Origin of the sequence: Massilia sp. CT11-108, assembly GCF_047302915.1 — a bacterium.
GTDB lineage: Bacteria > Pseudomonadota > Gammaproteobacteria > Burkholderiales > Burkholderiaceae_D > Telluria > Telluria orientalis.
Window position 1 is genome coordinate 1 of record NZ_JBKYMO010000141.1, and the last position, 12,284, is coordinate 12,284.

The 12,284-nt window shown below is 65.2% G+C and carries 11 protein-coding genes; 7 read left to right on the forward strand and 4 right to left on the reverse strand.

Features of this window, described 5'->3' with window-relative positions:
• Positions 1–557 (reverse strand): pseudouridine synthase (locus ACEN88_RS13475; protein ID WP_413340292.1); only part of this gene is annotated, 557 nt, incomplete at its 3' end.
• Between the two features lie 173 nt (positions 558–730).
• Here ACEN88_RS13475 and icd point away from each other — a divergent pair.
• Entirely contained in the window at positions 731–1,984 is a 1,254-nt protein-coding gene (gene icd, locus ACEN88_RS13480; protein WP_413340294.1) for an NADP-dependent isocitrate dehydrogenase, read from the forward strand.
• 134 nt (positions 1,985–2,118) lie between these two features.
• Here icd and ACEN88_RS13485 read toward each other — a convergent pair whose 3' ends face one another.
• The gene (locus tag ACEN88_RS13485; RefSeq protein WP_036165387.1) at positions 2,119–2,322 is read right to left on the reverse strand and encodes a cold-shock protein; all 204 of its coding nucleotides are present in this window, start codon (positions 2,320–2,322) and stop codon (positions 2,119–2,121) included.
• Positions 2,323–2,648: 326 nt separating this feature from the next.
• Between ACEN88_RS13485 and clpS the strand changes: the two genes are divergently transcribed.
• From clpS to ACEN88_RS13515, 6 genes are all read left to right on the forward strand, one after another.
• Entirely contained in the window at positions 2,649–2,951 is a 303-nt protein-coding gene (clpS, locus tag ACEN88_RS13490) for an ATP-dependent Clp protease adapter ClpS (RefSeq protein ID WP_027864722.1), read from the forward strand.
• Positions 2,948–5,248 carry an ATP-dependent Clp protease ATP-binding subunit ClpA gene (gene clpA / locus ACEN88_RS13495; protein ID WP_056127106.1) on the forward strand — a complete coding sequence of 767 codons (2,301 nt, stop codon included), beginning with the start codon at positions 2,948–2,950 and terminating at the stop codon, positions 5,246–5,248. Before clpS ends, clpA begins: the two co-directional genes overlap by 4 nt.
• Before the next feature lie 156 nt (positions 5,249–5,404).
• Positions 5,405–6,298 (forward strand): alpha/beta fold hydrolase, encoded by an 894-nt coding sequence (locus ACEN88_RS13500; RefSeq protein ID WP_413340297.1) that lies wholly within the window; start codon positions 5,405–5,407, stop codon positions 6,296–6,298.
• Between the two features lie 40 nt (positions 6,299–6,338).
• The gene (locus ACEN88_RS13505; protein ID WP_413340298.1) at positions 6,339–7,394 is read left to right on the forward strand and encodes a sensor histidine kinase; all 1,056 of its coding nucleotides are present in this window, start codon (positions 6,339–6,341) and stop codon (positions 7,392–7,394) included.
• An 8-nt stretch (positions 7,395–7,402) separates the two neighbouring features.
• On the forward strand, positions 7,403–8,107 hold the full coding sequence (locus ACEN88_RS13510; protein ID WP_413340304.1) for a LytR/AlgR family response regulator transcription factor: 705 nt from the start codon (positions 7,403–7,405) through the stop codon (positions 8,105–8,107).
• A gap of 89 nt (positions 8,108–8,196) precedes the next feature.
• Positions 8,197–9,822, forward strand: coding sequence for a methyl-accepting chemotaxis protein (locus ACEN88_RS13515; protein ID WP_413340300.1), 1,626 nt, complete (start codon positions 8,197–8,199; stop codon positions 9,820–9,822).
• A gap of 113 nt (positions 9,823–9,935) precedes the next feature.
• On the opposite strand, the gene ACEN88_RS13520 is transcribed toward ACEN88_RS13515, so the two are convergent.
• Positions 9,936–11,120, reverse strand: coding sequence for a trans-sulfuration enzyme family protein (locus ACEN88_RS13520; protein ID WP_413340301.1), 1,185 nt, complete (start codon positions 11,118–11,120; stop codon positions 9,936–9,938).
• Positions 11,117–12,284, reverse strand: a 1,168-nt coding sequence (locus tag ACEN88_RS13525) for a pyridoxal-phosphate dependent enzyme (protein WP_413340303.1), incomplete at its 5' end; no start/stop codon positions are given. The genes ACEN88_RS13525 and ACEN88_RS13520, both read right to left, overlap by 4 nt.

Genomic DNA, 12,284 nt, shown 5'->3' on the forward strand with positions numbered 1-12,284 from the left:
CCGCCCACGGCAGCGGCCGGCACTTCCATCCACTCGCCCGGCAGCAGCGGATGCGTCGCCAGCGAAAACGGCCCGATGCTCGAGCGCACGAGGCGCAACGTGGGCAGGCCGACGGCGGCCGTCATCCGGCGCACCTGGCGGTTTTTCCCCTCTTCGAGCGTGATCGCGATCCAGCTGGTCGGCTTGTCCTGGCGCACGCGGATGGGCGGGTTACGCGGCCACAGCCACTCCGGCTCCGCGATCAGCGTGGCGCGGCACGGCTTCGTGATGAAGTCGCCCAGGTCGATCGGCGCCTGCAGGCGGTCGAGGGTGGCGCGGTCGGCGATCCCCTCCAGTTGTACTAGATAAGTCTTCGCTTCCTTGTGGTCCGGATGGGCGATCTGGTGCTGCAGGCGGCCGTCGTCCGTCAGCAGCATCAGGCCTTCGCTGTCGGCGTCGAGCCGGCCGGCGGGATATATGTTCGGGATGTCGAGGTAGTCGGCGAGGGTTTCGCGCTCGTCCTCGCGCGAGAACTGGCACAGCACCTGGAAGGGTTTATTGAACAGGATGAGGGACATGAAGGATGGATTTTGGAGCAAAATAGCGAGCCTCTGGCCCGTCGCGATCAATACTGGTGCATAATGTTGTGCCAGTGTTGCGTCTTAGACAAGACGACGGCCAGCCCACTATTCTAATGGAGATCGCAGACCTGGCGGTCCGCCGCCGCCGCGTGCCCACTTCGGAGAACATGATGTATCAACATATCAAAGTACCTACCGATGGTCAAAAGATTACCGTCAACGCGGACTTCTCGCTGAACGTCCCCGACCAGCCGGTCATTCCCTATATCGAAGGCGATGGCACCGGCGTCGACATCACCCCGGTGATGCTGAAGGTCGTCGACGCGGCCGTCGCGAAGGCGTACGGCGGCCAGCGCAGGATCGCGTGGATGGAAGTGTTTGCCGGCGAGAAGTCGACGCAGGTGTATGGCCCGGACGTCTGGCTGCCGACCGAAACGCTGGACTGTGTGCGCGAGTACGTCGTGTCGATCAAGGGCCCGCTGACGACGCCTGTCGGCGGCGGCATCCGCTCGCTGAACGTGGCGCTGCGCCAGGAACTCGACCTGTACGTCTGCCTGCGCCCCGTGCGCTACTTCAACGGCGTGCCGTCGCCGCTGCGCGAGCCGCACAAGACGGACATGGTGATCTTCCGCGAGAACTCGGAAGACATCTATGCGGGCATCGAGTGGGCCGCCGAGTCGGCCGAGGCGAAGAAGGTCATCGAATTCCTGACCCGCGAGATGGGCGTGCGCAAGATCCGCTTCCCGGAGACCTCCGCGATCGGCATCAAGCCGGTGTCGCGCGAGGGTACGGAACGCCTCGTGCGCAAGGCACTCCAGTACGCGATCGACAACGACAAGCCGTCCGTCACCATTGTCCACAAGGGCAATATCATGAAGTACACGGAAGGCGGCTTCCGCGACTGGGGCTATGCGCTGGCGCAACGCGAGTTCGGTGCCGAGCTGATCGACGGCGGTCCGTGGTGCAAGTTCAAGAACCCGCGCACGGGCAAGGACATCGTCGTCAAGGATTCGATCGCGGATGCGTTCCTGCAGCAGATCCTGCTGCGTCCGGCCGAGTACAGCGTGATCGCCACCCTGAACCTGAACGGCGACTATGTCTCGGACGCGCTGGCGGCCCAGGTCGGCGGCATCGGCATCGCGCCGGGCGCGAACATGTCCGACTCCGTCGCGATGTTCGAAGCGACGCACGGCACGGCGCCCAAGTACGCGGGCAAGGATTACGTGAACCCGGGTTCGCTGATCCTGTCGGCCGAGATGATGCTGCGCCACATGGGCTGGACGGAAGCGGCCGACCTCATCATCAGCTCGATGGCGAAGGCGATCGCGTCCAAGCGCGTCACCTACGACTTCGCGCGCCTGATGGAAGGCGCGACCCAGGTGTCGTGCTCGGGCTTCGGCGACGTGATGATCGAGAATATGTAAGGGAGGTCTTATTGACGCAGATCAAGCCCCGTAAGTGTACGGGGCTTTTTTGTTTGCAGGAGAGGGATGATGCGTGGCGGCGGGACCATAAAAAAAACCCCGCCGAAGCGGGGTTCTTTGCTTCCGGAGGGTGCTTACGCGCCGACGATGTTAGAAGCTTGCTTGCCTTTCGGGCCTTGCGTGACTTCGAATTGGACTTTTTGACCTTCTTTGAGGGTCTTAAAACCGTTCATATTGATCGCGGAGAAGTGCGCGAACAAATCTTCGCCGCCGTCATCAGGGGTGATGAAGCCAAAACCTTTGGAATCATTGAACCACTTAACAGTACCTGTTGCCATAAAATAACCTTCGATTAAAAACAAATCACACGAGCCATAAAAGCAAGAAGCTTCTTGCCCCCTCCTCAGCCTGCTCACTTCTTATCAACAAGTACATAAGTACATGTCAATAACTGCATTGTTGGCGCAAGAATCTCGTAAGTCAAGCGGTTTTGAACACGCGTTGTAAAAAATGACATAGTGGCTGAAAATCAAGCTCTTGATTTTCGCAATGGAACCGCCATCTGCGCTGCAACTGGAAAACGCGTAAGATGGAAAGCAAATGGGATTACCTTGAGCGTTAGTTTCCGCACACACGAAGATCGAAAGCAATTTAGAATACCCCTATGGCAACCAAGCACGATACCGAACAGCTGCTGGAGCGGCAGACAGTCAAGCCACCTCCCTTGTATCAGGTGGCGTTGCTCAATGACGACTACACGCCGATGGAGTTCGTGGTCGCCATCATCCAGGAGTACTTCAACAAGGATCGCGAGACGGCGACGCAGATCATGCTTTCTGTACACCGCCATGGTAAAGGGGTGTGCGGCGTGTTTTCCAAAGATATAGCGTGTACCAAAGTGGAGTTTGTATTAACGCATGCGCGCAAGGCAGGTCATCCCCTGCAGTGCGTGATGGAGGAAGTATGATTGCGCAGGAACTGGAAGTATCTCTACACATGGCCTTTGTCGAAGCGCGGCAGGCTCGGCACGAGTTCATCACGGTCGAACACCTGCTGCTGGCGCTGCTCGACAACCCGTCGGCCGCTGAAGTCCTGCGTGCGTGCGCGGTCAATATCGAAGACCTGCGTAAGACCTTGACGAATTTCATCGGCGATAACACTCCGACCGTGCCGGGTACCGGCGAAGTCGACACCCAACCGACGCTGGGCTTCCAGCGCGTGATCCAGCGCGCGATCATGCACGTCCAGTCGGCGTCGAACGGCAAGAAGGAAGTCACCGGCGCGAATGTGCTCGTGGCGATCTTCGGCGAGAAGGACTCGCATGCCGTTTACTACCTGCACCAGCAGGGCGTGACCCGTCTCGACGTGGTCAATTTCATCTCGCACGGCGTGCGCAAGGACCAGCAGATCGACAGCCAGAAGGCGTCGGAAGGCGTGGAAGAAGCGCAGGTCGAAGGCCAGGCTAAGGAAAGCCCGCTGGATCAGTTCACCACGAACCTGAACAAGGCTGCCGCCGACGGCCGGATCGATCCGCTGATCGGGCGCGAAGAGGAAGTGGATCGCGTGATCCAGATCCTGTGCCGCCGCCGCAAGAACAACCCGCTGCTCGTGGGCGAGGCCGGCGTCGGCAAGACCGCGATCGCCGAAGGCCTGGCATGGCGCATCGTCCAGGAAGACGTGCCCGAGATCCTGCAGAATGCCGTCGTGTATTCGCTGGACATGGGCGCACTGCTGGCCGGCACCAAGTACCGCGGCGACTTCGAGCAGCGCCTGAAGGCGGTGTTGAAGCAGCTCAAGGACACGCCGAACGGCATCCTGTTCATCGACGAGATCCACACGATCATCGGCGCCGGTTCCGCATCGGGCGGCACGCTCGACGCATCGAACCTGCTCAAGCCGGCCCTCGCGAACGGCCAGCTGAAGTGCATCGGTGCGACCACGTTCACGGAATTCCGCGGCGTGTTCGAGAAGGATCATGCGCTGTCCCGCCGCTTCCAGAAAGTGGACGTGAACGAACCGTCGGTCGAGCAGACTGTGCAGATCCTGCGCGGCCTCAAGTCGCGCTTCGAAGAGCACCACGGCGTGAAGTATTCGGCGTCGGCGCTGTCGACCGCGGCCGAGCTCGCTGCTCGCTTCATCAATGACCGTCACCTGCCGGACAAGGCGATCGACGTGATCGACGAAGCGGGTGCGGCCCAGCGCGTGCTGCCGAAGTCGAAGCAGAAAAAGACCATCGGCAAGACCGAGATCGAGGACATCATCGCGAAGATCGCGCGGATTCCTCCGCAGACCGTCAACCAGGACGACCGCAGCAAGCTGCAGACCATCGACCGCGACCTGCGCAACGTCGTGTTCGGGCAAGACCCGGCCATCGAAGCGTTGTCGGCCGCGATCAAGATGGCCCGCGCCGGCCTCGGCAAGCAGGACAAGCCGATCGGTTCGTTCCTGTTCTCCGGTCCGACCGGCGTCGGCAAGACGGAAGTCGCGAAGCAGCTGGCGTTCATCCTCGGCATCGAGCTGGTGCGTTTCGACATGTCCGAGTACATGGAGCGCCACGCCGTGTCGCGCCTGATCGGTGCGCCGCCGGGCTACGTCGGCTTCGACCAGGGTGGCCTGCTGACCGAGGCCATCACCAAGAAGCCGCATGCGGTGCTGCTGCTGGACGAGATCGAGAAGGCCCATCCGGACATCTTCAACATCCTGCTGCAGGTGATGGACCATGGCACCTTGACCGACAACAACGGCCGCAAGGCGGACTTCCGCAACGTGATCATCATCATGACCACGAATGCAGGTGCGGAAAGCCTGACCAAGCGCTCGGTGGGCTTCGTGGATTCGAAGGCGCAGGGCGACGAGATGGCCGACATCAAGCGCATGTTCACGCCTGAGTTCCGCAACCGCCTGGATGCGATCATCAGCTTCCGCGCGCTGGACGAGGACATCATCCTGCGCGTCGTGGACAAGTTCCTGATGCAGCTGGAAGAGCAGTTGCACGAGAAGAAGGTGGAAGCCGTCTTCACCGAGAAACTGCGCAAGTTCCTCGCGAAGAAAGGTTTCGACCCGCTGATGGGTGCCCGTCCGATGTCGCGCCTGATCCAGGACATGATCCGCAAGGCGCTGGCCGACGAACTGCTGTTCGGCCGTCTCGTGAACGGTGGCCGTGTCACGGTCGACCTGAACGAGAAGGACGACGTGTTCCTCGAGTTCCCGGAAGGCGACGTCCCGCCGCCGCCGGAGCCCGTCGAGACCGTCGAGATCGAATAAGCGATTCCAGAATCGCTTCACGAAAGCCCGCCTTGTGCGGGCTTTTTATTTGGCCGGGCGCCGCTCGTCCGGCGTGCGCGCCGCTCGTCCAGTCGGCATTGCCCCACCAGCGGCCGCTGCCTAGCATGGGTGCATTTTCGTCCACCGGAGTCAACCATGCTGCGCACACTTCTCACTCTCGCCGCGACCACCGCCAGCCTGCTGCTGGCATCTCCCACCACGCAGGCGGCCGACGTCCACCCCGCGTTCCGCGTCGCCGTCAGCGGCAATCCGCAAGGCCGGCCCATCATCCTGATTCCCGGCGTGGCGTCGTCGGGCGAGGTCTGGAACGGCACCGTCGCCCATTATTGCGGGACCTCCCAGGCGCAATTCCAATGCCATGAGCTGACGTTGGCCGGATTCGCGGGCGTGCCGCCCATCGACGGCGCGCTGCTGCCTGCCGCCGAACAGCAGCTCGCCGACTACATCGCTGCGCATCGTCTCGCCCGCCCGGTCGTGATCGGCCACAGCCTGGGCGGCTTCCTGGCGCTGAAGCTGGCGGCCGATCATCCGGATGAGGTGGGCAAGCTGGTGATCGTCGATGCCGTGCCGTGCCTCGTCGCGGCCACGCAGGCGCCGGGCGTCACGGCCGAGCAGGTGAAGCAGGCGGGGGAGGGCATGCGCCGCATGATGCTGGCGCAGGATGCGGCCACGGCACGCGCCGCCACCGACATGTCGGTGCGCACGATGGTCTCCCGTCCCGAAGACGTCAAGCGCGTGCTGGCCTGGGGCGCCCAGTCCGACCGGACCACTGTGGTCAATACGATGGCCGACATGATGGGCGACGACATGCGCGAGCAGGTTGGCCGCATCCGTGCGCCCACGCTGGTGCTCGGCAGCTGGATCGCGTACAAGGCCTACGGCCCCATGGCCATGTTCGAGCAGAACTATCGGAACCAATACATGCGTCTGCCCGGCGTGCAGGTGGCGCTGGCCGAAACCGCCCGTCACTTCATCATGCTCGACGACCCGGCCTGGATGTATGATCGCATCGATCGCTTCCTGAACTGAACGCCCAACAAGAACATCTCTCGCGATGACAGCCTCGCCGATGCCCGCCCCCTCCCTGCTTGCGCGCCTGAGCTGGTACTGGATGTGCCAGTGCGCCGGCTGGGGCCTGGTGCTTGTGCTGCAGGTTCTCAACCGGCCGTCCGTGCCCGGCTATGCGGCGCCCGACGACGTCCGACGCTATGTGCTGGTGTGCTGCTGGGGCGCGGCCAGCGGCGTCCTGCTGTCCGATGCGTGGCGCCGCATCCTGAAGCGCCGGCAGGCCGCCGGGGCGCGCATGGGATGGGGCGCCGTGCTTGCCGGCGTGCTGGTGCTGGGCATCGTGAACACCATGACGCAACTGGCCGGCTACATCGTCATCCGGCCGTTCGGCCCCGTGCGAGGCGTGTCCTGGCTACCCGCCGCGCTGGCCTCGTGGTGGTGCCTGCACCTGATGTGGAACGTGTTCCACACCGCGGCCCTGTCCTTGCGCCGTGCGAACCGGCTGGAGGCGGAGACACTGCGACTGCAAGTCGGCGCCAAGGACGCCCAGTTGCGCGCGCTGCAGGCGCAGGTGAATCCCCACTTCTTCTTCAACAGCATGAACAGCGTGCGCGCCCTCGTCTACGAAGACCGGGACGCGGCCGCACGCATGATCGATGAGCTGACCAGCGTGATGCGCCACGCACTGCAGGCCGGCGCGCACGACACGGTGCCACTGGCGGACGAGATCGACGTGGTGCGCGCCTACCTCGCCATCGAACAGATCCGCTTCGAACAGCGCCTGCGCGCGTATATCGATGTCGGACCCGGACTCGATACGGTGCGCATCCCGCCGATGGCCTTGCAGACCCTCGTCGAAAACGCGGTCAAGCACGGCGTCGAAGCCCGGCCGGACGGCAGCGACATCCGGATCCATGCGCGCCGCCAGGACGATGGCGTGGCGGTCATCGAAGTCGCGAACGCAGGGACGATCCAGGCGCTGTCCGGCTCGACCCGCACAGGCCTGGTCAATGCACGGCAGCGACTCGCGCTGGCACTGGGGGCGGGCGCGAACCTCGACCTGTGCGAGCAGGACGGCTGGGTGCGCGCCACGGTGCGGCTGCCGGAGGCTACGTGACGGAGCGGCTGCGCGTGCTGCTGGTCGACGACGAGCGCCTGGCCAGGGCCGAGCTGCGGCGCCTGCTGCGGGCGCACCCGGACATCGACATCGTGGGCGAAGCGGTGGATGCGGCCGACGGCCTGCACCAGATCACGGTGCTCAAGCCCGACCTGGTATTCCTCGACGTGCAGATGCCTGGCGGGAGCGGCTTCGACCTGCTGGCGGCGCTGGATGCCGCGCCGGACGTGATCTTCACTACCGCCTACGACCGCTACGCGCTGCAGGCCTTCGAAGTGAACGCGCTCGACTACCTGCAAAAGCCTGTGCAGGCGGCGCGGCTGGCCTCGGCCCTGGACCGCCATGCGCAGCGCCGGGGGCGAGAGCCGGCACGTCAGTCGCAGATGGACCGGAAGCTGTTCCTCCGTGACGGCGAGCGGTGCTGGTTCGTGGCCCTGCGTGACGTGCGCTTCCTGAGCGCGGAAGGGAATTACACGCGTGTCCATGTCGGCGCACATCGGCCGCTGGTTCTGCGGTCCCTGAAGCAATTCGAAGAAGCGCTCGACCCGCAATGCTTTTTTCGCGCGAGCCGCAGCCACATCGTCAACCTGGAGCACGTGCAGCAGGTGACGCCGAACGAGGCGGGCGGCTTCGATCTCCTGCTGTCCGGCGGCGACACGGTTGACGTGGCACGCCGCCGCGCGGCCGGGTTCAGGCAGCTGGCCAGCCTGTAACACACGACGGCCGCCACGGGTATCGCCGTCATTTTGTTGTCATACAACATGTCTATGATGGGAGGTATTCCTCATTTCAGGCCCATCCCATGCGACTGCCGCAGCTCCAGACCGGCACCAAGATCATCGGCGCCTTTGCCGTGGTGTCCCTTGCCATCGTCATCATTTCCATCGTCGCGCTGTGGCGCATGCACGCCGCCGACGCCATCACGAACGACCTCGTCAACAATAAGCTGGCCCGCCAGCAGCTGACGGCCGAACTGCTGGGCGTCACGCGGCTGAACGGTGTGCGCGCCGTGGCCATCGCTCGCAGCGACAGCCTGGAGGCGGGCGACTACTTCCAGGCCATGCTCCAGCAGGGCGAAAAGAACGCGGCGGCGCTCGAGGCGAAGCTGGGCGCGCTGCCGGCCGTACCGGACGAGCGCGCCCTGATCGACGCCGTTGCACAGCGCAAGGCTGCCTACGTGAGCGTCCGCCAGCAGGTGTTCCAGGCGAAGGACTTCGGCAAGACGCAGGAGGTCGAGCAACTGGCGTCCGGCGAGCTGACCACGACCTTCGACGCTTACACGCAAGCCCTCGACGCGCTGCTCGCATGGCAGACCCGCGCAGCGCACGCGCTGGCGGCCACGTCCGCACAGGCATTCGCCCTCAGCCGCGTCCTGCTGCCCGCATTCGGCCTGGCCGCGCTGCTGGTCGGCTGCGCCGCCGGCTGGCTGCTCACGCGCAGCATCGTGACGCCGCTGCAGGATGCCGTCGTGCTGGCCGAGCGCGTCGCGACGGGCGACCTGTCGGCCACCATCGAGCATGCGCGCGGCGACGAGATCGGGCGCCTGTTCGATGCACTGAACCACATGACGAACGGCGTGTCGGCCACCGTCGTGAAAGTGCTGGACAGCGCCCGCATGATCGACGGCGCGTCGGCCGAGATCGCGGCCGGCAACAGCGACCTGTCGCACCGCACGGAAGCGCAGGCGCGCAGCCTGCATGCGACCGTGCAGGCGATGGCCGACCTGACCGAGGCCGTCGAACAGAACCACGTGAATGCCCACGATGCGAACGAGCTCGCACTGGCCGCGTCAGGCGTCGCGAAGGACGGTGCCGACGCGGTCGGGCAGATGGTCGAGCGCATGGAGACGATCCGCCAGTCGGCCGCCCGCATCGGCGATATCACGGCGATGATCGACGGGATTGCGTTCCAGACGAATATCCTCGCGCTGAACGCGGCCGTCGAAGCGGCGCGTGCGGGCGAGCAGGGCCGCGGTTTTGCGGTCGTCGCGGGCGAAGTCCGTAACCTGGCCCAGCATTCCGCGGCGGCGGCGAAAGAAATCAAGCACCTGATCGGCGAGTCGACGCTCGCCATCGCGTCCGGCGCCGGCATCGCCAGCGCGGCGGGCGACACGATGCGCGAGATCCTCGACCGCGTGCAGCAGGTGGCCGATCTGCTGCATGCGATCGACGGCGCCAGCTCCGAGCAGGCGGCTGGCATCGCGCGCGTGCGCGGCGTCATCGCCGAGATGGACGAGGCGACGCAGCAGAATGCGTCGATGGTCGAGCAGGCCGCGGCCGCGGCGGCCACGATGCGGGCGCAGGCGGAGGAGTTGACGGACGTGGTGTCGACGTTCCGGGTGCGTGGGGATGAGTGGGTGCGTCAGGTGCTCGTCGAGGAGAGCAAGGACGAGCGGGGTCTTGCGCTGCCAGTACCGGCGTACGCTTAAGTAACCCGCGACACGTATCGACGTCGTCCTTGCGAAGGCAGGGACCCAAGTCCTGCGTGCGCTGTCGAGTAGCGTGCAAATTGGGCCCCCGCCTGCGCGGGGGCGACGGTTTTTCAGATAGCGGCCAGCGCCCGCGCCAGATCAGCCCGCTGATCCTCCACGTGCTCGATGCCGACGGATAGCCGGATCAACCCGTCGCCGATCCCCAACCTGGCCCGCTGGTCCGCCGGAATGGTCGCATGCGTCATGATGGCCGGATGCTCGATCAGGCTCTCGACGCCGCCCAGGCTCTCGGCCAGCGTGAAGATCTCGCACTGCTCCAGGAAGCGGCGCGCGCCGGCGATGTCCGTGTCGAGGTCGATGGAGATGATGCCGCCGTAGCCGTGCATCTGGCGCCGCGCCAGTTCATGCTGCGGGTGCGACGTCAGGCCAGGGTAGTAGACGTGGCGCACCCTGGCCTGGCCCTGCAGCCACTGTGCCAGGTCGAGCGCGTTGCTGTTGCTGCGTTCCACGCGCAAGGCCAGCGTCTTGATGCCGCGAAGGACGAGAAAACTGTCGAACGGGCCCTGGATCGCACCGACGGCATTCTGGATGAAGCCGAGGCGCTCGCGCCATGCCTGCTGGTGCGCGTGGCCGCCGACGACGGCAATGCCGCCGATGACGTCCGAGTGGCCGTTCATGTACTTCGTCGTCGAGTGCACGACGATGTCGATGCCAAGTTCCAGCGGGCGCTGGTTGATGGGGCTCGCGAACGTGTTGTCGCACACCGTCATCACGCCGCGCTCGCGGCACAGCTGCGCGATCGCGTGCAGGTCGGCGAGCTTGAGCATCGGGTTCGTCGGCGTCTCGACCCACACCATCTTCGTTTCCGGGCGCAGCGCGTTCGCGAGCGCGAGCGGGTCCGTCAGGTCGACGTACGTGAACTCGTGGCCGGCGCTCGCGCGGCGCACGCGCTCGAACAGCCGGTAGGTGCCGCCATACATGTCGTCGCCGGCCACGATGTGCGAGCCGGCTGGCAGCAGTTCGAGCACGGCCGCGATGGCCGCGAGGCCGGACGCGAACGCGTAGGCGGCGCCGCCGCTTTCGATGTCGGCCACGCAGCGCTCCAGCGCCCAGCGCGTCGGGTTGTGCGAGCGGCCGTAGTCCAGGCCCTTGTGCACGCCCGGGCTTTCCTGGGCAAAGGTCGACGTCGCGTAAATGGGCGGCATCACGGCGCCCGTCGTGGGGTCGGGCGCCTGGCCGCCGTGGATGACGCGCGTGGCGATGTGGCGTTGATGGGTATCGTCTGAATGGCTCACGTGAGAGTCCTGCGCAGATGGTTGAGAAGGTCGAAGCGGGTGATGAGTCCGTAGAACCGGTCGCCGTCGACGATGACGGCCGTCAGGCCGCGGTCGAGGATGTCGCGCAGCTGTTGCATGCCGGCGCTTGGGGCCAGCGTTTGCAGGTCGGACGTCATCGTGCCGGAGACCGGCGCCTTGAAGTGTTCCCGGTCACCCGTCACGTGCAGCAGCAGGTCGGACTCGTCGATCAGGCCCACGAGCTTGCCCTTGTCGATGACGGGCATCTGCGCGAGGTCGGCGCTGCGCATGCGGTTGAAGGCGGTGAGCAGGGTGTCGGTCGGGGACACGGTGATGACTTCGCCGTCGTCGAAGCGGCGGCCGATCAGGTCGCGCAGGTCGCCCATGCGGGGGCGGTGCAGCAGGCCCTGGTCGACCATCCAGCCGTCGCTGTACACCTTGGTCAGATAGCGCGTGCCCGTGTCGCAGACGAAGGTCACGACGCGCTTGGGCGTCGTCTGCGCGCGGCAGTAACGCAGCGCGGCCGCGAGCAGGGTGCCCGTCGATGAACCGGCCAGGATGCCTTCCTGGCGCAGCAGTTCGCGCGCCGTGTTGAAGCTCTCCTCGTCGCTGATGGAGTAGGCCGTCTTCACGCGCGACATGTCGGCGATGGACGGGATGAAGTCTTCGCCGATGCCCTCGACGGCCCAGGAGCCGGAGACGTCGCTGACCTTGCCGGTCCTGATGTAGTCGGCCAGGATCGAGCCCTGCGGATCGGCCAGCACGAATTCCAGGTCCGGCTGCACGCGCGCGAAAAAGCGCGACAGGCCCGTCAACGTGCCGGACGAACCGACGCCCACGACGATCGCATCCAGCTCGTGGCGCATCTGGTCCCAGATCTCGGGCGCCGTGGTGGTTTCGTGCGCGGTCGGGTTGGCGGGATTGTTGAACTGGTCGGCGAACCAGGCGCCGGGGATCTCGCGCGCGAGCCGCGCCGCGTAATCCTGGTAGTACTCGGGGTGACCCTTGCCGACATCGGAGCGGGTCAGGTGGATCTCGGCGCCGAGGGCTTTCAGGTGCAGGATCTTTTCGGACGCCATCTTGTCGGGCACGACGAGCACGACGCGGTAGCCCTTGATCCGGGCGACAAGCGCGAGGCCGAGGCCCGTGTTGCCGGCCGTGGCC